The organism is Desulfovibrio sp. Huiquan2017, assembly GCF_017351175.1.
Lineage (GTDB): Bacteria > Desulfobacterota > Desulfovibrionia > Desulfovibrionales > Desulfovibrionaceae > Pseudodesulfovibrio.
In genome coordinates this window covers 81,727-104,307 of the sequence record NZ_JAFMPN010000016.1, presented here as the reverse complement: position 1 = coordinate 104,307, position 22,581 = coordinate 81,727, and the positions used below count along the sequence as shown (strand labels likewise).

Genomic DNA, 22,581 nt, shown 5'->3' with positions numbered 1-22,581 from the left:
CGCATTGACGGAGCGATACCATGAAACAGTACCAGGACAAATACTTCAAACGGGCCAAAAAGGAAAACTACGCCGCCCGCTCGGTCTACAAGCTCAAGGAGATGGACAAACGGTTCGCCATCTTCAAGCGCGGTCAGACCGTGCTGGATCTCGGCGCAGCTCCTGGGTCATGGTCCCAATTCGCGGGTGAGCGCGTGGGGGCCGAGGGGCATGTGCTCGGCGTTGACCTGCAAACCACCAAGCATACTTTCGCCGACAATATCACCTTCTTGCAGGCGGACGTATTCTCGGATTCGCCGGAGCTGCTCGCGGCCATGGAGCCGCTTGCGCCGTTTGATGTCATTATCAGCGACATGGCCCCCAAGACAACCGGAATCAAGTTCGCGGACCAGGCCAACTCGCTGGAATTGTGCGAGCGGGCCTTCGAGGTGGCGCTCAAGCATCTGAAGAAGGGTGGCAACTTCGCGGTGAAGATATTCGAAGGCGGCGAAATCAACGACTACCGGAATATGATTCGGCCGTACTTCGGCAAGATAAAGAATTTCAAGCCCTACAGTTCCCGTTCCGAGAGTAAAGAGATATTTATCGTTGCGCTTGGCTTTAAGGGCATTGATGGGTAAAATATTGAACTGACCAGGAAAACATACCGATATCGGGATATTCAGGAGGAAATATGTCCGGACATAGTAAATGGGCGAACATTCAGCACCGCAAGGGCCGTCAGGATGCCAAAAAGGCGAAGTTTTTCACCAAGGCGGCCAAGGATATCATCCTGGCGGCCAAAGCGGGCGGCGGCAACCCTGACGACAACGCCACCCTGCGCCTGGCCATTCAGAAGGCCAAGGCCGTGAACCTGCCCAAGGACAGGATTGAAAACGCCATCAAGAAAGGCACCGGCGAACTGGCCGGCGGCGATCTGGCCGAGATCCTGTACGAGGGCTACGGCCCGGGCGGCGTGGCCCTGCTCGTCGAAGTGGCCACGGATAACAAGAACCGCACCGTGGCCGAAATCCGTCACGCCTTTACCAAGCACGGCGGCAACATGGCCGAGTCCGGCGCGGTGTCCTACATGTTCAACCGCAAGGGCGTGATTGTCTTTAACAAGGACAAATACACCGAAGACGACCTCATGGAAGTGGGGCTGGAAGCTGGCGCCGAAGACATTATCGACGACGGCGACACTTTTGTCGTGCACACCGCTCCGGCCGAGTTCATGGCCGTGCAGCAGGCTTTCGCCGATGCCGACATGGAGTACGAGTCCGCCGAGTTCAATCAGGTGCCCGAGACCATGATCCCGGTGGATGCCACCGTGGGCAAGAAGGTCATGAACCTGTTCGACGCCTTGGACGACAACGACGATACCCAGAACGTCTACATGAACGCCGACCTGCCGGACGATCTGTTCGACGAGGAAGACTAGCCGCATGGCGGAAGGGCTGGTCGTCCTGGGGCTCGACCCCGGTACGCGGGTCACGGGCTACGGTTTCGTCCGGGAACTTTCGGGCAAGGCCGAGCTGGTGGCCACCGGCACCATTCACACCCCGGTCCGGAAGGATATGGCTACCCGCATGGGGGTCATCTTCAACCGGATTCAGGAACTCATCCGGCTTTATGCCCCGGCGGAAGCGGCCATCGAAAACGTATTCGTTTCCAAGAATCCCTCGTCGGCCCTCAAGCTCGGGCAGGCGAGGGGAGCCTGTATGGCCGCCTGCGCCGTCAACGACCTCCCCATGGGCGAGTACGAACCGTCCAAGGTCAAGAAGAACCTGGTCGGCGTGGGGAGTGCGCCCAAGTCCCAGGTGGCCTACATGGTCGCCCACTGCCTGGGGATCAAGAAGCCAGACTGGCCCGAGGACGCTTCCGACGCCTTGGCCATCGCCATCTGCCACCTGAACGAACGGCGCATGCGGAGAATGACCGGTCTTTGACCTGTGCCCGTCCGCCGCACGACCAGCAAAAGGCCCGTCCGGTTCGAACCGGACGGGCCTTTTGGGCGCAGCACCTATTTCTTCTTGGGCTTCTTGCCCTTGCCTTGGGGGGTGCCGTCGTCCATCTTCTTGTTTTTGTTGCCCTTACTTTGGGTCATCGCGTCGTCGTTCGCGCCCTTGTTTTTACCTTTGCCCACGCCGTGCTGGCCGCATTCCTTGGCGATGCGTCCCCAACCCATGCCCGAGTCGCGCATGGCCCGGATCTGGTCACTGGTCTTGTTGCAGCGCAGGGCGAGTTCGTCGATCTTGGCATTGTCCAGGTTTTTCTGGGCCCGGCGGTCGCGGTCGCGGGCCTGCTCGTAGTCCATCTGCGCCGCGCTCACTTCCTGCTGGGGGGCGTTTTTTTTGCCGCGCACGGCATCGAGAATCCGTTTGGCCCGGGCCACTTCCTCCGAGGAGTCGGAGGCTTCCTGAACCACGGCCTCGCCCACCAGAGAGACGAGTTCGTCGCGGGTCAGGTCGTCGCCCTGAGCCAGGGCCGGGGAAGCCGCCAGGATGAGCAGGGCGCCTGCCAGGAGATACTGTGCAAATGTTTTCATGAGGTCTCCCGTGTTGCGGGTTGAAGCCGCCCGATGGCGGCCCGTTGGTGGAAAAATACACCATCAAATATAAAATTACGCCACCGTTTGGTCAAGGTGGATACCCTTTGAATTACGTTCACTATTCGGATAAAGTCACGCAACGGAGGAATTTCATGATCGGATACCTGCAGGGCGAACTGCTCTCGGCGGACGAAAGGGGGCTGGTCCTGCTTACCCCCGGCGGGGTGGGCTATGAAGTGGCTGCGCCCACTTCGGTTCTGGCCAGGCTGCCGGGCCGGGGCGACGAAGTGCGGTTGTTCATTCATACCCAGGTGGGCGAGAAGGCCATCGACCTGTTCGGCTTCCTGACCGCCGACGACCTGGACCTCTTTCGCACCCTCATTTCCATCGACAAACTCGGCCCCAAGAAGGCCTTGGCCATCTTGTCCATGTTCGACGCAGCCCATCTGCGTGAAATCGCCTTCCGCGAGGACGTGAACACCTTGTCCACGGTGCCGGGTATCGGGCCTAAATCGGCCAAGCAAATCCTCTGGAATCTCAAGGACAAGGTGGACAAGCTCAAGCCCGTGGCCGGACGTGGCGGGGGGGCGCCCCAAGGGGAACAGGGACCGCAGGGCGAGTATCTGGACGCCCTTGCGGGCCTCAAGGGGTTGGGCTACGGTGAGGACGAAATCCGACCCATGCTGATTGAAACCTTCGACGACGAACCCGACCTCGACGCCGCCGGGGCCATCCGCGCGGTGCTCAAGAAAATCAACGCGGCACGCTCATGAGCAAATGCACCCTTCCCGAGGAAAACGTCCGGCCCAGAAAACTGTCCGAGTTTATCGGGCAGGTCGACCTGCGCGCCAATCTCGACGTCTTCATCCAGGCCGCGCGTGAGCGCGAACGCTCTCTGGACCACACCCTTTTCTACGGCAACCCCGGCCTGGGCAAGACCACCTTGGCCCGGATCATGGCCTCGGAGCTGGGCGTGAACATGGTTTCCACGTCCGGTCCGGTCATCGAGCGGTCCGGCGACCTGGCCGCCATCTTGACCAACCTGGAGCGCGGCGACATCTTGTTCATCGACGAGATCCACCGCATGCCGCCCACGGTGGAGGAGGTTCTGTACCCGGCTATGGAGGATTTCCAGATTGATCTGGTCATCGGCTCCGGGCCCGGTGCGCGCACGGTTAAACTCGACCTCGAACCCTTCACGTTGGTGGGGGCGACCACGAGGCTCGGGCTGCTGACCTCGCCTTTGCGCGATCGGTTCGGCTGCATATTTCGCATCGAATTCTATTCCCCCGAGGAACTGGGCCGCATCGTGGAACGCAGCGCGACCATTCTTGGCGTTGAGGTCGAGCCCGAAGGGGCCCTGGTCATCGGCCGCAGGGCGCGCGGCACCCCGCGCATCGCCAACCGGCTGCTCCGGCGCGTACGCGACTATGCCCTGGTCCACGGCTCCGGCGTGGTCACCCGAGAACTGGCCGAGTCCTCTCTGGAACGTCTCGACGTGGACCAGTTCGGTCTGGACAACATGGACCGCAAGATTCTGACCCTCATGGTTGAGCATTTTAACGGCGGCCCAGTGGGACTCAAAACCATCGCCGCCGCCTGCGCGGAGGAGGTCCGAACCATTGAGGACATCTACGAGCCGTACCTCATCCAGTGCGGTTTTTTGAAACGCACCCCACGCGGTCGGGTGGCCACGGCCAAGGCGTATCAGCATCTCAAGATGCGTCGGGACGATGATCAGGCCGCCTTGCTCTGACCGATTATGGTTCCCATAAAAGAGTTGTCACTCCGGCCCGTTCTGTTATCATAGTACCAAACCTGTAAAAAGATGGAGGTATTCAAAATGGATAAGTGGGAATGTCCATGCGGCTACGTGTATGATCCTGCGGAAGGCGACCCCGAGAACAACATCCCCATCGGGACCAAATTCGAGGACTTGCCCGACGATTGGGTTTGTCCCCAGTGCGGCGCGGAAAAAGAATATTTCGAAAAAGTGTAGAAAAATTGATCGAGGGCATTGCCATTGTCGCCTTTTCAGGCATATGATTGACTCAAGTCAAAGGAAGTGTTTCCAGGCAACGCCAGACAAACTGCAAGATTCATCGAATCGGACAGCGTTTCAAGGCAACCCGTTAACAACATGAACGTCCTTTGGTAGAGGCCCGTATTTCGGCAACCTCGGCACCCAACACGAAAAAAGCCCCCGACCGGGGGCTTTTTTCGTGTTGGGTGCCGACGAGGTCGCGGCTGGCTCCCGGGAGCGGGCCGGCAACGCCCCGGTCGGAGGCTTCCTTTACCGCAATGCGCGTATGACGGTGACGGTCAGGCAGGTCAGGGCGGTCCAGACGAGGACGCCGATGAGGCCCATGGCCCCGCCGAGCAGGGGGTGGGCGTCGGGGAACATCCACATCCAGATGCCATAGCCCTGGGCGTTGGCCGCTCCATGGAGGAATCCGGCCAGGATGGAGGAGTTGTAGTGCAGGGTCATTTCATTGAGGAACGCGCCGAAGGCGAGGCAGACGAGGCACATCATGAGGATGCCGGACAGTGGTTCGCCGGGATAGTTGAGGCCCGCCAGGATGAGGGGGGCGTGCCACAGTCCCCAGAGCAGGCCGAGGACGAGGTAGGCCGCGGGCTTGCCCAGAGGCATGAGCCGGGGCAGGAGGAATCCGCGCCAGCCCAGTTCCTCGCCTAGGCCGAAGGCGAAATTGATCAGCGGTCCGATGACGATGGACAGGGGGAGCATGACCTTGAGCGCCGCATCGCGCCCTATGGGTGAGCCGGACAGGGCAGATAGGGCGGCCATGTCCGGGTCGAAGCCGGACAGTCCGGCCGCCCAGGTCAGGCCGTACATGGCCGCATAGGCCAGAGGAATGAGGCCCAGGGCGAGAAAGTAAGGGCCCACGGACCCCAGGCGCAGGGACAGGGCCTGGACCAGGCCGCGCGGCCCGGTCCGCTCCAGGAACAGCGTGACGGCGAGGGCGGCCAAGCCGGGAATCCACATGACGCCCAAGAGCCACAGGGCGGGCGCGGACCGGCTGACCAGGTCGTCGAAGCGCAGGCCGTGGGCGATAAGCGCGCCTTCCACGCCCCAGGTGGCTGCGAAGGTGATCAGGACAAAGGCCAGGACCGGGCCGGGCCGGAAGCGGGCGGCGGCATCAGGCATAGCCGGACAGCCTTTGAAAATAGAGCTCCCGGCAGCGGTTTTCGATTTCCAGGAGTCGGGCGAAGGGCGTGTTGAAGTCGTCCTTGCCCGCGGTGAACAGACCGTGGCCGTGGACGATGGCCGCGCCGTTTCCGGCCATGGCGGGCGGCAGGGTATGGCACAATCCGGTGGGGCCGGTGCCGACCTCGCCCGGTACGATGGGCACGCCGTCCACGGTTCGGCATTCGGTGCAGGTGATGTGGCAGCGTCCCCGGTTGGGGCAGTCATCCCGGTCGCAGTCCATGGACATGATCACCGTGAATCGGGGATGCCCGTGCAGGATGCAGTCGAAGTCCGTGCGGTGGTAGACGTCCTCATGGGCGGTCAACTCGCTGGACGCGGTCAGGCCGTTGGTGGTCGAACCGTCCAGGGGGCACGGGTCGATGCACCCGGCGAGTTCGTCCAGGGAACTGCCGGTCTGGGAAATGTAGACGGTCTCGTTCAATCTGTAGGAGATATTGCCGAAAAAGGAGTCCACCAGGCCGTTTTCCACCACCTCGCGGCCCGTCTCGGCCATGGCTTCGAGCACGGATTCTTCGTCGTGGAAGGGACCGGTCGCGAGCTTGGGCGGGACCGTGCGCGGCTCGGGCAGGAGCCGGACCACGCGGGAGAAGGCGTCGGCGTACTCCGTGTCCAGTTCGACGCGTCGGGCACGGGCCAGGTAGTCGGAAAAGAAGAGCACGAAGGTGGAGAAGACGGCCGAGGAGACGGACACGAATCCCTGCTCCGGGCTGACCGTGCCGCAGGCGACCACGCCCTGGCCGGGCACTACGACGACCTTGCGCCGCTTGAGCTGCGCGGCCATGGCTTCGGCCGTGAAATCGGAGCAGACCGGGATATCGTGCAGGAAGGTCCGGGTCTCGGTGTCCTCGGGGCGGATGGCCTCGGGATGGCGTGCGGCGAGAAACTCCAGAATGGTCCGGTATGGCTCGGCCGGGCGGACGAAGACCAGGGAGTTGATGGACAGCCGGTCGAACAGCCCGGCCAGTTCGGCCGTGCGCGGGTCCTCGCGGTTCCAGTCCAGCTCCGCGTCCAGCCCGCCGACCAGCGGCGCGTCCGGCCCGGATTCCGGGGCCAGTCCCTGGGCCGCCAGCTTGACCGCGTATTTTTCGCACAGTTCTTTCATCGGTCCAGCCCTAGCCGTTGCAGGGTTTCCGCGGTGGGGGCGCCGTTCTCGTCCAGGCCGCGCACAATGTAGTAGTTGCGCCGGGCCTGCAGGAATTCCTGGCGGTCGATGGGCGGGACGGTCACGCCGCCACCGGAGGTGCCGGGTTCGGTGAAGAATCGTTCCGGGAGGTCGTCGTCCGTCACGCCGAAGCCGTTTTCCGCGTTCATGCTCCGCTCGTTGACCGTGGTGCGCTCGCCGACTTCGAGCAGTGACTGGACCGTCCAATCCCGGCCTGTGACCGCCGTCATGACCCTGGCATACTCTTCGAGCCCGGCGGCCAAAAATATCAGGCGGCAGGCGTTCATGGCGTCGCAGGCGGCGATGGCGTCCTCGGCCAATTTGATGATCCGCGCCTTGCCGCTGAAAGAGAAGCGGTCCGTGGCCACGGGCTTGCGCAGGACCTCATGGCTGATGGGGTAGGCGCGCTGATGGCAGCCGCCCCGGGTGGACACGGCATAGGCCAGGGCCAGGCCGTAGCCGCCGCGCGGATCAAAGGCGGGCAGTTCCAGCCCCTTGACGGTCATGGCCGTTTCCGGGCGGCCTTGAGTCCGGGCCAGGGCGAGTGCGCCCCGGGACAGGTCCCCTTCCTCAGCCATGGCCCGCAGGGTCGAACGGAGCGTCTTGTCCGTGTAGTCTTTGCCGGTGATTTCGCGCAGGCAGGCCAGGGTGGCCCCCGCCGAGATGGGGTCCAGGCCGAGCCGTCCGCACAGGTCCACACCTTCCATGGCCATCTCCGGGTCGGCGTTGCCGATGAGCGCGGTAAAGTGGGCCATGGCCTCGAAGCCCGGCAGGCTGCGTCCGTCCCGGGCTATCTTGCGGCAACGGATGTGGCAGCCGAGGCAGCCGTGGTCGCGCGGCTCGTACTGTTTGCCCAGGGCGGCGGCGTCCACTTGGTCACCGTGTTCGAACCAAGTTTTTTGAAAGTTGTCCGTAGGCAGCATCCGTCGGGAATTGATCAGGTCGAGCAAGGCGTTCGTGCCCCAATGGGAAAATCCGTGGCGGCCCATGAGCACGGGCGAGGCCATGGTCAGACGCAGGATGGCTTCGCGCGCCTCGTCGAGGGCTTCGGGATCGTGCACCCGGACTTCGCCGGAGCCGCGCACGGTCAGATACTTGAGATTCTTGGCCGCCCAGACCAAGCCCAGGCCGCCGCGCACCCCGCCGTGACGGTGGTCCACGGCCACCGAACCGAGCGGGGAACCGTTCTCGGCCGCCGGACCGATGCAGGCCAACGAGGTGTCCTCGGGCAGCCGCCGTTCCAATTCGTGCAGGACCGTGTCCGTGTCCCGGCCCCAGAGCGGGGTTTCGACCACGCGTACCGCGTCGTCGTCGATCTCTATGCCGCACGGCGTTGCGGCGCGTCCTGTGATGACCAGTCCATCGTATCCGGCCCTCTTCAGCCGCGTGGGCAGGCCGCCGCCGATGGATCCGTCGCATACGGTGCCGGTCAGGGGCGAGCGGGACAGGATCGAACCGCGCCCGGAAGTGGGCGATTCGGTGCCGGTCAAGGGACCGGCGAACAGGAGCAGGGGCAGTTCGGGGTCGGTGTGGTCGTGGCGGGCGAAGGGGCGCAAGTAGTGCCCGGCCAGGCCCCGGCCGCCTGGAAACCGTTCGTATACGCCGTCATCCGGGTGTTCGGTCGAGGCCGTGCCCGTGGTCAAGTCTATATGGAGGACCACGCCGGTCCAGCCGAAACATTCACCCATGGCTGGAATCTTCCATGAACAGCCTGAAAAGGCAACCGGTTGCCGTCTTGACGATGCGGCTGAAACAGGTATTCTCCGATCCGGAGGAAACATGGCCGAAAAGAAGATCGACAAATCCCGCCGCAATTTTTTATTCGGGGCCGTGCGCCGCATCCGAAAGGAGGACGACCAGCCCGTGGCTTCCACCGCCGGGGGCATCGAAGTGGTCAAGGCGGCCAACGCGCTGTACGTGGATGAACAATGGGAAGAGGCGCGCCTGAAGTACAAGGAGTGCCTGGAACAGGACAAGAACGACGCGGACGTGCGCTACCGTCTCGGGGTCTGTTCCTACAAGCGCGGCATGTTCCGCCAAGCCAAGCTGGAGTTCGAACGCGCCTTGCGCATAGACCAGACCTACCAGGACGCCTTTCTCTATCTGGGGCTGACTCTGGTTCGGCTGGGGCGGTCCGACAAGGCCCCGGCCGTGTGGTCCCGCTACTTCAATCCGTCCGCCGTGAAGGTCATGCGCGAACTCAATCTTCAGCTCGGCCTTATCGAGACCGGCCAGCCCGATCCGGACGAGGACGTCGCCCTGGCCGTGGAAAAGGCCATTGCCGAGTCCGGCGGCGCTGTGGGCTGACCCCGCGTGAAGCGCGCCGGACGCGAAAACGCCCCGTCACCACACGATGACGGGGCGTTTTCGCGTCCGGAAAGGGCGGTCAGCAGTTGCCCTTGATCTCGTCGTCGCCCGCTTGTTGGGCAATCCGGGCCATCTGGGCGCGGATGTAGCTGGCGGCCACATCTCCCAGATCGTCCGTGCCCGTGGCGCGCATGCCGTGTTCGCGCAAATCCTCGTCGATCTGCTTTTCCATGCGGGCGGATTCCAGGAACATGACGTAGGCCAGGACCAGGGCCGCGTTGTTGTCGTCGGACCCGTCGCACAACAGTTCGATGTTCTTGGTGTCCACGGTCTCCAGGAGCCGGTCGATGAACATGGTGATCCATTTTTCGTACAGCTCATGCATGATCGGGGGGATCAGGTTGGCGATTTGTTCCGAGGCGTTGCCCGCGGTGCCGGTCACGGCCATGAACTCGTTCAGGGCCTCCAGACGGCGGGTTTCGTCCTGCTCTTCGACCTTGTTGATGATGGTGGCAAAGATGTGGGCCCGTATCTGTTTTCTGTTCATGCTCATTGATCCATGTCTCCACTGAGTGATCGGCCATGCGTGCGACCTATTGTGTAGCGCAATGCGTCGATCCGGGCAAGGGGTCGAATTGTTCGGACGGGCGCCCCGAGCCGGACGGGCCGTCGCTTTTGCTTGCCTTTTTGCCCCGAAGGACGGAAACTATTTCGGTACCCCATGTCAGTTGGCCTCATACACCCAGAAGGATTTCCCCCATGGATTCGCTGTTCGTTACCCTTGCTCCATTTATCAAGGTCCTCTTTTCTTTTCTGCTCATGCTCGTGGGCATGCGGTTGCGCATCGGCCTGGGGCTGTCCATTCTCATCGGCGGCGTGGTCATGGGACTGCTCTTCGGCATGGGCGTGGTGCCCGTCGTCAAGACAGGGGCCCTGGCCCTGATCCAGGAAAAGTTCCTTTTCCTGGCGGCCATCGTCGGCCTGATTCTGATCCTGAGCGACGCCATGGAGCGGTCCGGCCAATCCAAGCGGCTGATGGAGGCGTTGTCCGGCTTTCTGACCAGCCCGAGGCTCCGGCTGATCTTTTTTCCGGCCCTCATCGGACTGCTGCCCATGCCCGGCGGCGCGGTTTTTTCCGCCCCCATGATCAAGACCGTGTCCGAGGACATGCGCATCACCAATTCGGACCGGGCCGTGCTTAACTACTGGTTCCGCCACATCTGGGAGCTGGTCTGGCCACTGTATCCCGGGATCATCCTGACGCTGGCCCTGGCCAACCTCCAGATCATCGATCTTATCTCCTACACTTGGCCCGGTACCCCGATCATGCTCCTGTCGGGCTGGTTCTTCTTTTTGCGGCCCGGCGTGCTTGGAGCCAAGGATTTGGCCGTGCCCATGCCGCTGTCCACCCGCAGCAAATCCGCAGCCCTGCGCGAGGGCATGCCCCTGCTTATCGCCATCGTCGGAGCCATCGGCCTTGAAACCTCCATCGCCGCCTTCGCTTCGTCCATCCCCTTTGAATTCGGGGTGGTAGCGGCCCTGGCCGCCGCCGTGGTCTGCGTCATGGTCCAGAACACCCAGCTCGGCCTGAACTTCCTGCGGCAGGTGCTGACCAAGAGGTCCTTGTGGTCCATGATCTTCGTGATCATGTCCATCTTCATCTTCAAGGACATCCTGCAGGGCGCGGGCGTGGTCACGGAAATGGCCAAGGTGGCGGGCGGCGATGCGGCCCTGTTCGCCTCGGCCGCCTTCCTGCCGTTTCTGGTAGGCATGGTCGCAGGCATCAATGTGGCTTTCGTGGGGGCAACTTTCCCCTTGCTGCTGGGCGTGCTTTCGTCCCTGGGCATGCAGGATCAGACCATACCCTACATTGTCCTGGCCACCTTCTGCGGCTTCACCGGCGTGATGATCTCGCCCATCCACATCTGCTTCATCCTGACCTGCGAATATTTCCAGTGCGACCTGGGCCGCACCTGGCGCAAGGTCGTGGCTCCGTGCCTCGTCTTCCTGGCCTCGGGCGTGGGCCTTTTCTTCCTGTACGTCTAACCTTGTCTTATCCCCCGCCCCGGACAATCTTGCCCGGTGCGGGGTTTTTATGTACACACGTGGCTTCGCCTGTGGGGGCGTTTCATCAATCATCCGCTTTGGGGGGAGACCGTTCATGAGCCCATACGGCCAGATCTTTACCGAGAAGACCTTGCAGACCATCTTTCCGCCCGAACGCACCGAGGCCTTTTTCGAGGCCCTGTTCGGCGACGCCGAGGAAGGCAGCTACGACATCGCCTTGGCCTTTGCCGGAAGCCACGGGCAGGACCTGGACTTCGAACTCAAGCTCATTCAGCGGCCCGGCAAGTGTCTGGCCTGCAATCTGACCTACGGCCTGCCCCAGGTCTTTTCCCGGCATCCGATCATCAACATGAACGGCATCGCCGACGCCGTGGCCCGGGCCGCCGGAGCCCCGTCCGCCGACTGGAAGCTCGGCAATACCCGGGAAATCTCCCGGGAACTCCACGTCATTCCCCTGACCATTTCCCTGGCCTGAGCCGTCGGGCAATGTGGCCAAAGATATGGCCTGACCCGCCTCGCTCGGGGTACGGAGATCGGATATGAGAATTTTTTTATCCCGACCGGAAAAGATAAGGGGTACGGTGAAAACCGTACCCCTTTTTTGTTTGCGCTTTTCCTATGCGGGGGAGAGCCTCTGCGTCGGCGGCATCGGGGCCCGGCTGATTAGCCTTTAAGCACCGTTAGCCAAGCAATAATCGTGTCCAGGACCAATTTTGTATTTCCGGCATTACAATGATTCTCGGCGTGTTCTTTTTCGGTGAACAGCCTGAATGTCAGTGATTTTACATTGTTCAACCCATCTACGATGGGCTTGTAAAATTCAACCGGGATAAAGTGGTCTTTTTCAGCCCCCAAAAGCAGGAAGTCTTGATTTATCTGGGGCGCAACATCCATAAATTGGAATTTATTTATTTTTTCAAGATATTCATAGGGGGTGCTCACACCCATGTTATGTATTCCATGGTTGATTGCCCACTCGATCATGGGATCCTTTTTCATTAGCCGCTTTAGCAAGAGGTTGATTACCTCCTCATCCTCAAGTGCCATCGACAAGCGGATAACCTGCTGGAAACGAGCAGGCATATCGTAAAGCAGCAGGTCGAACAGGTTGGGCAACAAGCTCCATGCGACAACACGTTTAATTCTTTTTTCAAACGCGGCGGCCCTGGGGGCCAGCATGGCGCCAAGGGATAACCCGATGATGGTTACATCCTCCAAGTCATAAAAATCGAGCACCGCCTTCACGGGCTGTTCCCACTCAGGGATGAAGGTCAAGCCTTCCTTGCGCAAGGCTCCGCCTTGGCCGGGGCCTTCGAAAAGATACACGGCGATCCCCTGTTCCCGGAGATAACGCATCATCGGGACGAATTCCTCCTTGTACGAATCGTAGCCGCCGTGGAGCAGAATGGTATCCTTGATGTTGCCATCGTCAGGGAGTGCGTACAAGACGGGGAGCTGCTTTCCGCCAAAAGGCACTGCCCCTGTTTTGATCTCTCCTGAGTTAAATAATTTCGAATGATATGCATAAAAGAGGCTGACGGCTTTATCGTATGTTTCCATTTTGGAAGGGTGCCCGTCATACATGAAGAATTCCGCCATGCGGTAATAGGCGATAGCCTGTTCGATTCGGTTTTCCTTCAAGGCCTTTTCCGCGATTTGCAATAGTTCCTTCTCCCAGGTTGCGGCATCCTGGATCTTGGCGGCAACGCCCTCAAGGTCCTTTAAGTCCCCATTGCTCCAGGAGTGGGTCCTGTTCAATTGGTAATTGAAATTCGGATTGGAATGCAGTTCGTATGTTCCCGTTTTGAAAGTAATCTGGTTTTTCATGATACGTATCCTTTCAGCCCGCAGGGCTTGGACAAATGTTGTTTTTGGAGAGTAACATTGAAGAATGATCGGCCTAAAATTTTGGCAGGTAGCGCCGCGCAAGTTCTTTGGTCATGTGCCTTTCCCCATCTTGGAGCAGTCTTTTGGACATGACCTTCCTGATCACCCCCCTCAGTTCGTCAGGAATGGCCGCTTTCAAAGTCTCCTCTGCGGCATTGTCCCAGTCCGCCAAATCCGTCACCCCGGTCAAATCGCGGTCAATGGGGTAGTCGTTTTGGGGTAAGACGTCAGTCTCCCAATAGGCTTTCAACCGTCGGTTGATTTCATCGCTCGCCAACATTCCACCGATGACATTGTCGATGATGTGCGCTCTATGCTCAAGCGCGCCCGCCATGGTGAATCGGTTGAAGACCTGTTCAGTCTCCTTCTCCGTGCGTTTCAACTCCTCGCCGCAGACGGGGCAGACCATGCGGCCGTCCTCATGGATTTGAAAGACGTCCGCCAAGCAGCTCGGGCAGGTAATCTTGTCTTCACAAGCCGTTTGTGGCGATTTGATACAACGGCCGGCCTCCAGCGAGTGGAGCAGGTTTTCGCCGAGCTGAGCCACCGCTTGCAACTTGCGCGGAGCCAGCAGGATTTCCCCTTTGGTAAATGTGTGGCCAATGGTCAATTGTCCTGTGATCTCACAATTGAATAATCCGAGGAACAGACTGGTATAAGTCCGTTGCAGGGAAAATTCGATGGGTGCTCCGCCAGCAACGGATACCGCAACGCCATATTTTTTATGAGCGCCGGAGGCTGTTTTGTTTATGGCCCAAGAGGCCAATCGGTCCATAATGGCTTTTATTGGAGAAGGAGTAGACAGGTAATAGCATGGCGATGCCAAGGCAATGGCATCGGCTGCATCGATCTTTTCTTTAACCAACTCAAGATCATCATTTAGAATACAATGATAGGTCCCGCTGCAACCGAAGCATCCACGGCAAGGGAGAATTTTCAATTCCCCAAGATGCAACAGTTCAATTTCAAAACCGGCGTCTCTTATTGGACGCAATAATTCATTTAGTACGATGGAGCTGTTTCCCTTTTTGCGGTTGCTCGCACAAATTCCTAATACTTTCATGGCAATTCCAATAAGTTATTTTGTTGTGTTACTGTTTTATTTCCGGCGGGTGTAAACTCCAGACCGTTCAATTATTCTTTATGCAAAAAAGATATCCGTCTTTTCCGGCAATACGCTGAGGATTTTGTACAAGATTCGGTTTAGTGGCTATACTGAGAGGTTAAATAAAATTCCCGTCATAAAAATTTAATCAAATCGCCCAGGTGCATGTATTTATCGATCTGTTTTTCAAATTGAACCAGCATCGTCTGGAAGGTTTGGATCCATTCCTCAGGGTAGCTGTCGAGGAACTCCGTCATCCCGGAATCCATTATCTCGTGCAATTTTTTATGTGTCTCATATGCTTTTTTACCTTTATCGGTAAGGGATAGAATGACTTCCTTGGGATAGGCTTCGTTGCGTTCTTTTCGGATATAGTTTTTTTTATGTAATTTTGTGATGACCTGAGAGACGGCCCCCTTGGTTATGCCAAAGTAGTTGCTGATGGCGGTAACGGTATTGAATTGGTTGCCGACAGCCTCAATAGTATGAATTTCAGAGGGATGTAATAATTCCTGGGTCCCGAAATCAACCGGCACCTTTTCGAGTCCGTTCAATTTGGTCGTTATTTTGACAAGTTGAGCGATCAGGTCATGTGTCGTTTCGCTTTTCATAAATTCGATTTAGCGACTAAACCGTAAGGTCGTCAAGGACAAATTGAGATTATTCGAATTCTCCGTTGTCCGCTTCTGCAAGGCGCAGGGAAAAGCCATAGCTGGATGAGGCCATACGGTCGGGCTGCGGCCAGGGGGGCAGCGGCCTCGGTTTTGGCCGTTAAGGCTCCCGGAGGCCGCCCGGCGAACTAATGCAGGTCGTCCACCCGTATGGGCTCCCCCTTTTCGGGGGCCAGCCGCAGGGAGAGGGCGTCCTTGGGGCAGGACAGGGTGCAGACGCCGCAGCCCATGCAACGGTCTTCTCGGATGACGGCCCCGTTTTTGTCAAAGCCGATGGCCTTGAACTGGCACTTCTGTGCGCAGGTGCCGCATTTGGTGCACAGTTCCTGGTCCACCTGGGCGAGGTAGCCGGAGGAGCAGAGCATGGGGATGCCCATGGCGTGGGCCTTCATGGCTCCGCAGCAGCAGGCGCAGCAGTTGCAGATGGCGAAGAGCTTGCCGCCCGCCACATCCTTGAAGAAGGCGTGGGTCACGTGGCCGCGCGCCTGTTCCGCCCGGACCACGGCCAGGGCCTCGTCGGCGGTGATGGATCGGCTCTTTTCCGGGTGGTGTTCGAGGATGAAAGAGGCGAAGGGGTCGCCGATGATCAGGCAGACGTCGGTGGGGGTGCACGGGTTTTTCATGCCCGCGCGGCAGGGGCAGTCCAGGAGGATGATCTTTTCCGGATGATTCAGGATGATGTCGCGGGCCCGGGTGTAGGGCAGAACGGTTTCCGGGAGCGCGGTGTTCACGGGGCGGTCCAGGCGGATGAGCTTGGAAGCTTCGTTCAGGGGCAGAGGTTTGCCGTGATAGGCGTCGCTCCAGGTGGCCTTGGTCTGGTTGGGGTCGCCGGAGCGGTGGGCGTCGGTCTCTCTGAACGGGTGGACTCGATCGATGATGACGACCAGCGGAATCCACAGCCAACGCCACCAGGGGGTCTTGTCTCCGGCCAGGCTGATGTAGTGGTAGCACCAACGGGCGTAGATATAACCGTGGATGAAGTCGAACAGGGACATGCCCTTTTCGCGGCATGCCCGGTAATAGTCGCGGGTGGATTGCTTGACGAAGGGATGTTTCATGATCGGTTCCGGCCAGGGTATATGTTCTACAAGTCTGATGATTCTACCGGTTGGGGCGGCAAAGTCAACTTCGGGGCCGGGACATTTGCGGTGGAATCTGGTACCTTCCGCCGCGGAGGGAGCAGATGACCGAAAAAAGCGGCGACGACATACGGACCGAACTGGCGCGGGAGCGCAATGCCTTGGCCCGCGAACGCAACGACTTGGCCGTGAACCGCACGCGGTTGGCCAACCGGCGCACCTTCCTGGCCTGGTGCCGGACCGCCCTGGCCTTCATGACCTTCGGTTTTCTGTTGGAGAAAGTGGACTCCTTCGTGGCTTATCAGAAGATAGATGTGCCCGCCCGGGTGCTCACGGAACTGGGCCTGCTGGGCAAGTTCGCCTTTGTGGGCGGCCCGGTGTTGGTCCTCTTCGCCGGCTGGCGGTACTACCGGCTTGAAAAGGAACTGGGCTTCGATTCCGGCGATCTCTACGTGGTGCCCGAGTTGATCCTGTTCGGCGTGATCATGGCCAGCGCGGTCATCTACCTGTTTTTCCTGTAAACGTATCCACTCATGTTTCGCATCATCCTGCTGGGCGTGCTCGCCGCGCTGTTCTTCTCGTCCACATTCGTGCTCAACCGGGCCATGAGCCTGGAGGGCGGACATTGGGTCTGGTCCGCGTCCCTGCGGTATTTCTGGATGCTGATTATGCTTTTTGGGTGGCTGGCGGCCACGGGAAAATGGCGGTTGGCCGCGGATTCCGTGCGGCTCTTCGCCCGGCACTGGGTTTTCTGGGTCGTGGCCGGGAGCATCGGTTTCGGGGTGTTTTACGCCCTGCTCACCTTCAGCTCGGTCTTTGCCCCGGGCTGGGTGGTGGCGGCCACCTGGCAGACGACCATTCTGGCCGCGCCTCTGGTCCTGCTCGGATTCGGACGTCGGGTGCCCCTCAAGGCCCTGGCCCTGACCGTGCTCATCTTCATCGGCGTGGTGCTCATCAATCTGGAGCAGGCCACCCAATCCGGAGTGCGTGAGGTCCTGCTCGGCGCACTACCCGTGCTGGTGGCGGCCTTCGCCTACCCCTTCGGCAATCAGTTGGTCTGGGAAGCGCGGCGGGGCGAGAAGCCGTATGTGCCGCACATTGATCATCCGGCCATGGACGATCCTTTCTGTCGGGTCCTGCTGCTGACCATGGGGTCGCTGCCGTTGTGGTTCGCGCTCATCGCGTTCACCTCGCCGCCGCCTCCGTCCACGGGGCAGCTCGTCCAGACGGCCGTGGTCGCGGCCTGTTCGGGCGTGGTGGCCACCAGCCTGTTCCTGGTGGCCCGGCATACCGCCGGGTCCACGGCCGAGCTGGCCGCCGCCGACTGCACCCAGTCCATGGAGGTGGTCTTTTCCCTGATGGGCGAAGCCATTCTGCTGGGGCATGTCCTGCCCGGTCTGCTGGGCTGGCTGGGCATCGCATTGACCATGGGCGGGCTGACGCTTTACATCACGGTTCAGAGCCGGGGCTAGCCGACGCGCAATTGGGGGGCCGTTTCAGTAAGACCATCCGGGCCGCTGGTGGATTGTTTGTCCGCCAGCGGCCCGGATGGTCTTCGGCTTTGCGGGACCTTTTTGGGAGTCCGGGGCAGCATGGTCAGTCGTGCTCCGGCATGTGATGGAGGTGTTCCCAGGCAAAGCCGAGAGTTACGGCCGAGCCGCTGTCCAGTCCCCGGTTGAGGACCATGTGCCGGTCCACCAGGGCGGTCAGGGTCTGGTCGCCGCAGCGGACCACGGCGGTCCAGGTGAATCCCTCGCGCTCCACCCGTTCCACGGTTCCCCGCATGATGTGCCAGTCTTCGGGGAAGTCCTCGGGACTGCCCACGAATACGTCTTCGGGCCGAAGGGCCGCGAATCCTGTCGCCCGGTCGGGCAGCCCGGGCAGCCCTTCGAAGGTGTGCCCCGCAAAAGTGCAGCTCCCCTTGGCGTAGCGGGCCGGAAATACGTTGGTCATGCCCACGAAGGATGCGGTGAACGGCGTGGCCGGGCGGCGGAAGATGTTGGCCACCGTGTCCTGCTGGTGCAGCCGTCCGTCCTTGATGACCGCCCCGCGCTCGGCCAGGATCATGGCGTCCGCGAAGTCGTGAGTGACCATGAGGAAGGTCGTGCCCGTGGTTTCATGCACGTGCTTGAGGGTTCGCCTGAGTTCGCCCCGGAATTGCGGATCCAGGGAGGAGAGGGGTTCGTCCAGGAGAATTACATCCGGGCCGCAGGCCAGGGCGCGGGCCAGGGCCGTGCGCTGCTTCTCGCCGCCGGACAGGTGCTCGGGCCGTCGTTTTTCCAGCTTGAGGAGCCCCAGGGTGTCGAGCAGATCGCGTGCCTGGCGTCGGTCGCTCTCCTTGTCTATGCCGTGGTAGCGCTGGCCGTACATGACGTTTTGCAGCACATTCAGGTGCGGGAACAGCGCGTGGTCCTGGTAGACCAGGCTGACGTTACGTTTCTCCGGGGGCAGGCGGGTCACGTCGCGGCCGCCGATGACCACCGAGCCCTCGTCCAGCCGGGTCAGTCCGGCCACGGATTCGAGGACCAGGGTCTTGCCCGAACCGGTGGAGCCCATGAGGGCGAAGAATTCGCCGGGCCGGACGTGCAGGGAGACATGGTCCAGGGTGAAGCCGGGAAACCGGATGGTCAGATCGGTCAGGCGGATCATGCGTTTTTCCTCTTGGGCAGCGACAAGGACCGCAACAGCAGGAAAAAGATCATGCTGACCAGGATCAGGATGACGGCCACGGGCTGGGAATATTGCAGGCCGTATGCCGTGAACCGCTCGTACATGAGCACCGGGGCGACCATGGGGTGGTAGGCCACGATAATGATGGCCCCGAATTCGGACAGAGCGCGGGCCATGCACATGATCATGCCGACCAGCATATAGCGCCAGCACAGGGGCAGGGTGACCCGAAAAAATGTGGCTGCGGCCCCGGCTCCCAGAGAGCGCGAGACGTTTTCCAGCCGCCGGGGGATGGACTCCATGCCCGACTTGGCCGCATTCACGTAGAAAGGAACGCCCACGAACACGAGTACGGCGACGATGCCCGTGGTCGTGCCCATGATCTCGACGCCCATGGACTTGAGGAATTGCCCGAAAGCGGTGTTCGGGCTGGTCAAGCCGAGCAGGGCGATGCCCACCACCGGGTGAGGAATCATGATAGGCAGATCCACCAGGCTCTCGACCACTTTCTTGCCGGGGAACTCGTTGCGCGCCAGCAGGAACGCGAGCGGGGTGCCGAAGACGAAGGCGATGCCCGCGGCCACGCCCGAGGCGGACATGGACAACCAAACCGAGTGGAGCACGTCACGGTCGGCCAGGGTCTCGGTGAAGACTTCCCAGGTGGGGCTGGCCATGGTGGCCAGCATGGGGACGCCGATGAACAGCAGCACCAATGCCGCCGAAACGATCATCCAGACGTGGAATATGCGACCGGGGAGGGATCGCATGAAGCCGTTCCCTCCCCGGAGGGTCATTTCAGACATGGATTATTCGGAAACGGTGGCCAGAGGCTTGAGGACTTCGGGCAGCTTGGACATGCCATCGGAGGTGACCTGCACCGGGACGAACGGCGGCTGGCCCATGTCCTTGAGGATCTTCAGCCCGCCCTCGGGATCGAACAGGTAGGCCAGGAAAGCGTCGGCCGCTTCGGGGTTGGGGCACTTGTCGATCTTGGTGATGCCATAGGTGATGGAAGCGCCCACGCGGTCGATGAAGGTGCCGGGCTTCTTGCCGGTGACCTTGACCTTGGCGGCCTTGTAGAAGTCATTCATGGCGAAATCGCCGAGGTTCATGTGCTTGTCCAGGGTGATGTACTTGAGGTTGTGCTGCACGGCCACGGACAGGTATTCCCAGGCGTAATCCATGTGCCCGGATTCGAGCAGGGAGACAAGCTCCACGGACTTGGGCCGGATGTTCTTCTCGGGCCGGTTGGCCAGGAGTTGGTCATACAGGCCGGACCGCTTGTAGAACTTCTCGGCCAGTTGCAGGACCATCAGGGAACGATAGCCGGCAGGATCGAGGTTGGGATCGGAATGGCCCCAGACCACACCCTTGCGCAGCAGGATGTCCGCCCAGTTGTCGCCGTTGATCTCGCTGGCGAACTTGGACTTGTCCGTGTAGCACAGGACCATCTGGTTGGAGGCGAAGCGGACGTTCCATGAAGCGAATTTGGGGATCAGGCTCTTGTCGATGACCACGTAGTCGGCCGAGGCCATGATGTCGGCGGGCTTGCCCACCTCGGAGATCAGCCGGGCCATCTTGGTGGAGCCGCCGGCTTCGCGCAGGACGTCCACCTTGGGGTACTTGGCTTCAAAATTCTTTTCGATGGCGGCGAAGGGTACGGACAAACTGCCCGCGTGAAAGATGATCAGTTTGCCCGACGGTTCGGCCTGGGCGCCCGGCGCCAGAAGCAGAATCATGGCCAGGGCGGCGATGAAAGCGGTGATGCGCTGAGACATGTTCACTCTCCTTGAATGATTGAAAGAGGATGTATTACATATATCTTTCAATTATGCTTCGATAAGAACAATGTGTCAATATATTCAGTGAAAACATACTATTAAAATGCCTTATTGAGGCATTCGCAGGCTGCTGAATCTTAGGAGGGGGCTTTCGCCCCACATGGCGAGCATAAAAAAAGGCTGCGTCGAACGCAGCCTTTCTTGTTGATATCATGCTATTTCTAGCTGTTTTCCTTGCCCTTCTTTTTCTTTCCATCCTCCCGATGCCGCACCAGGGCCGAAAGCTCCGATTTCCGCAAGCGGATGGACAGGGGGGTAACTTCGACTTCCTCGTCGTCCTTGATGAAGTTCAGGGCGTATTCCAGGGTCATGGGCTTGACCGGGGTGAGGATCACGGCCTCGTCCTTGCCCGAGGCGCGCATGTTGGTCAGCTTCTTTTCCTTGGCCGGGTTGACGTTGATGTCGTTCTCCCGGTTGTGCTCGCCGATGATCATGCCCTCGTAGACCGGGTCGCCGGGGACCACGAAGATGCGGCCGCGAGGCTCCAGGTTGAACAGGCCGTAGGCCACGGCCTTGCCCGAGCGGTCCGAGACCAGGGAACCGGTGTACCGGGAGGTGAATTCGCCCCGGTATTCGCCGTACCCTTCAAGGTAGGAGTTCATGATGCCCGTGCCCTTGGTGTCGGTCAGGAATTCGTCGCGGTAGCCGATGAGCGCGCGGGCTGGGACCGAGAATTCGAGGCGCACGCGGCCGGTGCCGTGGTTGACCATGTTGGTCATGCGCCCCTTGCGGACCTGGATTTTCTCGGTGACGATGCCCATGAAGGATTCGTCGCAATCCACGTAGAGGTGCTCGATGGGCTCCAGCTTCTGGCCGTCTTCGTATTTGAAGATGACCTCGGGACGCCCCACGGAAAGCTCGAAGCCCTCGCGGCGCATCTGCTCGACCAGAATGGCCATCTGGAACTCGCCGCGTCCCTTAACCAGGTAGGCGTCGCGGCCGTCGGTGTCCTCCACCTGGATGGCCACGTTGAGCAGGGTCTCCTTGTGCAGCCGTTCGCGGATCTTGTTGGTCTGGACCAGCTTGCCTTCCTGGCCCGCCAGGGGCGAGGTGTTGATGCCGAAGCGCATGGACACGGTGGGTTCGTCCACGGTGATGCGCGGCAGGGCCTTGGGGCTTTCCTTAGTGCAGATGGTGTCGCCGATGTGGACGTCCTCGATGCCCGCGATGACGATGATGTCGCCGGGTTCACAGGTTTCGGTGGGGACCACCTGGAGGCCGTCGTAGGTTTGGAGCTTGGTCACCTTGAGCGGTACGGTCCGGCCTTCGTCGGCAAGGCACAGGAGCTGATCGTTGGACTTGGCCGAGCCGTGGTGGATCTTGCCGATGGCCAGCCTGCCCAGGTAATCGGAATAGGACAGGTCGGAGACGAGCATCTGGAACGGTTCGTCCGGGTCGTGTTCCGGGCCGGGCACGTGCTCCACGATCATGTCGAGGAGGATGTGCAGGTTTTCGCCGCGTTCGTCCGGGGACTCCATGGCGATGCCGTCGCGGCCGATGGCGTAGAGCAGGGGAAAATCAAGCTGTTCCTCGTGAGCGTCCAGGTCGATGAACAGGTCGTAGATTTCGTTGAGGACCTCGGCGGGGCGGGCGTCCTGGCGATCGACCTTGTTGATGACCACCATCAGGGAAAGCTTCTGCTCCAGGGCCTTCTTGAGTACGAAGCGGGTCTGGGGGAGGGGGCCTTCGGAGGCGTCCACCAGGAGGATGGCGCCGTCGGCCATGGACAGGGAACGTTCCACTTCGCCACCGAAGTCGGCGTGGCCGGGGGTGTCGATGATGTTGATCTTGGTGCCTTTCCAGCAGACGGAACAGTTCTTGGCGGCGATGGTGATGCCGCGTTCCCGCTCCAGGTCCATGGAGTCCATGATGCGTTCGTTGACGTCCTGGCCCTCGCGGAAGAGGCCCGACTGTTTGAACATGGCGTCCACAAGGGTGGTTTTGCCATGGTCGACGTGGGCGATGATGGCGATATTGCGAAGTCCGTTGTTGAATTCTTTAGTGCTCATGGTTTCTCCAATAATAGGTAATAG

Annotated in this window: 24 protein-coding genes; 11 read left to right on the top strand and 13 right to left on the bottom strand. The window is 60.4% G+C overall.

All coding sequences use genetic code 11. From position 1 onward, the window contains the following. Positions 1–20 precede the first annotated feature (20 nt). From J0909_RS14690 to ruvC, 3 genes are read left to right on the top strand one after another with little or no spacing between them, the layout of a single operon-like run. Complete coding sequence (locus tag J0909_RS14690; protein ID WP_207263973.1) at positions 21–620, top strand: RlmE family RNA methyltransferase; 600 nt, start codon at positions 21–23, stop codon at positions 618–620. Between the two features lie 53 nt (positions 621–673). Beyond that, a complete protein-coding gene (locus tag J0909_RS14685) occupies positions 674–1,420 on the top strand; it encodes a YebC/PmpR family DNA-binding transcriptional regulator (protein ID WP_207263972.1) in 747 nt (248 codons plus the stop codon). A 4-nt stretch (positions 1,421–1,424) separates the two neighbouring features. Further along, on the top strand, positions 1,425–1,928 hold the full coding sequence (gene ruvC, locus J0909_RS14680; protein WP_207263971.1) for a crossover junction endodeoxyribonuclease RuvC: 504 nt from the start codon (positions 1,425–1,427) through the stop codon (positions 1,926–1,928). 74 nt (positions 1,929–2,002) lie between these two features. Here ruvC and J0909_RS14675 read toward each other — a convergent pair whose 3' ends face one another. Then, complete coding sequence (locus tag J0909_RS14675; RefSeq protein WP_207263970.1) at positions 2,003–2,527, bottom strand: hypothetical protein; 525 nt, start codon at positions 2,525–2,527, stop codon at positions 2,003–2,005. Positions 2,528–2,682: 155 nt separating this feature from the next. On the opposite strand from J0909_RS14675, the gene ruvA reads away from it, so the two are divergent. From ruvA to J0909_RS14660, 3 genes are all read left to right on the top strand, one after another. Beyond that, entirely contained in the window at positions 2,683–3,303 is a 621-nt protein-coding gene (ruvA, locus tag J0909_RS14670) for a Holliday junction branch migration protein RuvA (RefSeq protein WP_207263969.1), read from the top strand. Further along, a complete protein-coding gene (gene ruvB / locus J0909_RS14665) occupies positions 3,300–4,286 on the top strand; it encodes a Holliday junction branch migration DNA helicase RuvB (RefSeq protein ID WP_207263968.1) in 987 nt (328 codons plus the stop codon). The genes ruvA and ruvB overlap by 4 nt, the downstream gene beginning before the upstream one ends. An 87-nt stretch (positions 4,287–4,373) precedes the next feature. Further along, positions 4,374–4,529 (top strand): rubredoxin, encoded by a 156-nt coding sequence (locus J0909_RS14660; RefSeq protein WP_286182050.1) that lies wholly within the window; start codon positions 4,374–4,376, stop codon positions 4,527–4,529. Between the two features lie 294 nt (positions 4,530–4,823). Here the strand turns inward: J0909_RS14660 and J0909_RS14655 are convergent, their stop codons facing one another. From J0909_RS14655 to J0909_RS14645, 3 genes are read right to left on the bottom strand one after another with little or no spacing between them, the layout of a single operon-like run. Continuing rightward, positions 4,824–5,696, bottom strand: a complete 873-nt coding sequence (locus J0909_RS14655) for a CPBP family glutamic-type intramembrane protease (RefSeq protein WP_207263966.1) — start codon at positions 5,694–5,696, stop codon at positions 4,824–4,826. Further along, complete coding sequence (locus J0909_RS14650; protein ID WP_207263964.1) at positions 5,689–6,861, bottom strand: class II aldolase/adducin family protein; 1,173 nt, start codon at positions 6,859–6,861, stop codon at positions 5,689–5,691. Before J0909_RS14650 ends, J0909_RS14655 begins: the two co-directional genes overlap by 8 nt. Continuing rightward, positions 6,858–8,609 carry an aldehyde ferredoxin oxidoreductase family protein gene (locus J0909_RS14645; protein WP_207263962.1) on the bottom strand — a complete coding sequence of 584 codons (1,752 nt, stop codon included), beginning with the start codon at positions 8,607–8,609 and terminating at the stop codon, positions 6,858–6,860. Before J0909_RS14645 ends, J0909_RS14650 begins: the two co-directional genes overlap by 4 nt. A gap of 91 nt (positions 8,610–8,700) precedes the next feature. Between J0909_RS14645 and J0909_RS14640 the strand changes: the two genes are divergently transcribed. Then, the gene (locus J0909_RS14640; protein WP_207263960.1) at positions 8,701–9,228 is read left to right on the top strand and encodes a tetratricopeptide repeat protein; all 528 of its coding nucleotides are present in this window, start codon (positions 8,701–8,703) and stop codon (positions 9,226–9,228) included. A gap of 79 nt (positions 9,229–9,307) precedes the next feature. Here J0909_RS14640 and J0909_RS14635 read toward each other — a convergent pair whose 3' ends face one another. Next, positions 9,308–9,781, bottom strand: coding sequence for a hypothetical protein (locus J0909_RS14635; protein WP_207263958.1), 474 nt, complete (start codon positions 9,779–9,781; stop codon positions 9,308–9,310). A 206-nt stretch (positions 9,782–9,987) separates the two neighbouring features. On the opposite strand from J0909_RS14635, the gene J0909_RS14630 reads away from it, so the two are divergent. Both J0909_RS14630 and J0909_RS14625 read left to right on the top strand, forming a co-directional pair. Then, positions 9,988–11,274, top strand: a complete 1,287-nt coding sequence (locus tag J0909_RS14630; RefSeq protein WP_207263957.1) for a DUF401 family protein — start codon at positions 9,988–9,990, stop codon at positions 11,272–11,274. A gap of 115 nt (positions 11,275–11,389) precedes the next feature. After that, positions 11,390–11,770: a pancreas/duodenum homeobox protein 1 gene (locus J0909_RS14625; protein WP_207263955.1), complete on the top strand. Its 381-nt coding sequence runs from the start codon at positions 11,390–11,392 to the stop codon at positions 11,768–11,770. A 188-nt stretch (positions 11,771–11,958) separates the two neighbouring features. Here J0909_RS14625 and J0909_RS14620 read toward each other — a convergent pair whose 3' ends face one another. The 4 genes from J0909_RS14620 to J0909_RS14605 form a co-directional block, all read right to left on the bottom strand. Further along, entirely contained in the window at positions 11,959–13,122 is a 1,164-nt protein-coding gene (locus J0909_RS14620) for an alpha/beta hydrolase (protein ID WP_207263953.1), read from the bottom strand. 73 nt (positions 13,123–13,195) lie between these two features. Next, the gene (locus J0909_RS14615; RefSeq protein ID WP_207263951.1) at positions 13,196–14,245 is read right to left on the bottom strand and encodes a flavodoxin family protein; all 1,050 of its coding nucleotides are present in this window, start codon (positions 14,243–14,245) and stop codon (positions 13,196–13,198) included. Positions 14,246–14,421: 176 nt separating this feature from the next. Further along, positions 14,422–14,898: a MarR family winged helix-turn-helix transcriptional regulator gene (locus J0909_RS14610; RefSeq protein ID WP_207263949.1), complete on the bottom strand. Its 477-nt coding sequence runs from the start codon at positions 14,896–14,898 to the stop codon at positions 14,422–14,424. A gap of 188 nt (positions 14,899–15,086) precedes the next feature. Continuing rightward, complete coding sequence (locus J0909_RS14605) at positions 15,087–16,016, bottom strand: 4Fe-4S binding protein (RefSeq protein WP_207263947.1); 930 nt, start codon at positions 16,014–16,016, stop codon at positions 15,087–15,089. A 125-nt stretch (positions 16,017–16,141) separates the two neighbouring features. Between J0909_RS14605 and J0909_RS14600 the strand changes: the two genes are divergently transcribed. Together J0909_RS14600 and J0909_RS14595 are read left to right on the top strand one after the other, a co-directional pair. Then, complete coding sequence (locus tag J0909_RS14600; RefSeq protein WP_207263945.1) at positions 16,142–16,558, top strand: YidH family protein; 417 nt, start codon at positions 16,142–16,144, stop codon at positions 16,556–16,558. A 12-nt stretch (positions 16,559–16,570) separates the two neighbouring features. Further along, positions 16,571–17,509 (top strand): DMT family transporter, encoded by a 939-nt coding sequence (locus J0909_RS14595; RefSeq protein ID WP_207263943.1) that lies wholly within the window; start codon positions 16,571–16,573, stop codon positions 17,507–17,509. A gap of 124 nt (positions 17,510–17,633) precedes the next feature. Here J0909_RS14595 and J0909_RS14590 read toward each other — a convergent pair whose 3' ends face one another. The 4 genes from J0909_RS14590 to typA all read right to left on the bottom strand — a co-directional run bounded on the left by J0909_RS14590 (position 17,634) and on the right by typA (position 22,557). Then, entirely contained in the window at positions 17,634–18,686 is a 1,053-nt protein-coding gene (locus J0909_RS14590) for an ABC transporter ATP-binding protein (protein WP_207263941.1), read from the bottom strand. After that, positions 18,683–19,474, bottom strand: coding sequence for an ABC transporter permease (locus tag J0909_RS14585; RefSeq protein WP_207263939.1), 792 nt, complete (start codon positions 19,472–19,474; stop codon positions 18,683–18,685). Before J0909_RS14585 ends, J0909_RS14590 begins: the two co-directional genes overlap by 4 nt. 39 nt (positions 19,475–19,513) lie before the next feature. Then, positions 19,514–20,485: a tungstate ABC transporter substrate-binding protein WtpA gene (gene wtpA / locus J0909_RS14580; RefSeq protein WP_207263938.1), complete on the bottom strand. Its 972-nt coding sequence runs from the start codon at positions 20,483–20,485 to the stop codon at positions 19,514–19,516. A 224-nt stretch (positions 20,486–20,709) separates the two neighbouring features. Continuing rightward, a complete protein-coding gene (typA, locus tag J0909_RS14575; protein ID WP_207263936.1) occupies positions 20,710–22,557 on the bottom strand; it encodes a translational GTPase TypA in 1,848 nt (615 codons plus the stop codon). Positions 22,558–22,581 lie beyond the last annotated feature (24 nt).

Bases quoted from the DNA above. Each gene is read 5' to 3' on its own strand.
- J0909_RS14690 (WP_207263973.1), top strand. From the start codon at position 21: ATGAAACAGTACCAGGACAAATACTTCAAACGGGCCAAAAAGGAAAAC.
- J0909_RS14685 (WP_207263972.1), top strand. From the start codon at position 674: ATGTCCGGACATAGTAAATGGGCGAACATTCAGCACCGCAAGGGCCGT.
- ruvC (WP_207263971.1), top strand. From the start codon at position 1,425: ATGGCGGAAGGGCTGGTCGTCCTGGGGCTCGACCCCGGTACGCGGGTC.
- J0909_RS14675 (WP_207263970.1), bottom strand. From the start codon at position 2,527: ATGAAAACATTTGCACAGTATCTCCTGGCAGGCGCCCTGCTCATCCTG.
- ruvA (WP_207263969.1), top strand. From the start codon at position 2,683: ATGATCGGATACCTGCAGGGCGAACTGCTCTCGGCGGACGAAAGGGGG.
- ruvB (WP_207263968.1), top strand. From the start codon at position 3,300: ATGAGCAAATGCACCCTTCCCGAGGAAAACGTCCGGCCCAGAAAACTG.
- J0909_RS14660 (WP_286182050.1), top strand. From the start codon at position 4,374: ATGGATAAGTGGGAATGTCCATGCGGCTACGTGTATGATCCTGCGGAA.
- J0909_RS14655 (WP_207263966.1), bottom strand. From the start codon at position 5,696: ATGCCTGATGCCGCCGCCCGCTTCCGGCCCGGCCCGGTCCTGGCCTTT.
- J0909_RS14650 (WP_207263964.1), bottom strand. From the start codon at position 6,861: ATGAAAGAACTGTGCGAAAAATACGCGGTCAAGCTGGCGGCCCAGGGA.
- J0909_RS14645 (WP_207263962.1), bottom strand. From the start codon at position 8,609: ATGGGTGAATGTTTCGGCTGGACCGGCGTGGTCCTCCATATAGACTTG.
- J0909_RS14640 (WP_207263960.1), top strand. From the start codon at position 8,701: ATGGCCGAAAAGAAGATCGACAAATCCCGCCGCAATTTTTTATTCGGG.
- J0909_RS14635 (WP_207263958.1), bottom strand. From the start codon at position 9,781: ATGAGCATGAACAGAAAACAGATACGGGCCCACATCTTTGCCACCATC.
- J0909_RS14630 (WP_207263957.1), top strand. From the start codon at position 9,988: ATGGATTCGCTGTTCGTTACCCTTGCTCCATTTATCAAGGTCCTCTTT.
- J0909_RS14625 (WP_207263955.1), top strand. From the start codon at position 11,390: ATGAGCCCATACGGCCAGATCTTTACCGAGAAGACCTTGCAGACCATC.
- J0909_RS14620 (WP_207263953.1), bottom strand. From the start codon at position 13,122: ATGAAAAACCAGATTACTTTCAAAACGGGAACATACGAACTGCATTCC.
- J0909_RS14615 (WP_207263951.1), bottom strand. From the start codon at position 14,245: ATGAAAGTATTAGGAATTTGTGCGAGCAACCGCAAAAAGGGAAACAGC.
- J0909_RS14610 (WP_207263949.1), bottom strand. From the start codon at position 14,898: ATGAAAAGCGAAACGACACATGACCTGATCGCTCAACTTGTCAAAATA.
- J0909_RS14605 (WP_207263947.1), bottom strand. From the start codon at position 16,016: ATGAAACATCCCTTCGTCAAGCAATCCACCCGCGACTATTACCGGGCA.
- J0909_RS14600 (WP_207263945.1), top strand. From the start codon at position 16,142: ATGACCGAAAAAAGCGGCGACGACATACGGACCGAACTGGCGCGGGAG.
- J0909_RS14595 (WP_207263943.1), top strand. From the start codon at position 16,571: ATGTTTCGCATCATCCTGCTGGGCGTGCTCGCCGCGCTGTTCTTCTCG.
- J0909_RS14590 (WP_207263941.1), bottom strand. From the start codon at position 18,686: ATGATCCGCCTGACCGATCTGACCATCCGGTTTCCCGGCTTCACCCTG.
- J0909_RS14585 (WP_207263939.1), bottom strand. From the start codon at position 19,474: ATGCGATCCCTCCCCGGTCGCATATTCCACGTCTGGATGATCGTTTCG.
- wtpA (WP_207263938.1), bottom strand. From the start codon at position 20,485: ATGTCTCAGCGCATCACCGCTTTCATCGCCGCCCTGGCCATGATTCTG.
- typA (WP_207263936.1), bottom strand. From the start codon at position 22,557: ATGAGCACTAAAGAATTCAACAACGGACTTCGCAATATCGCCATCATC.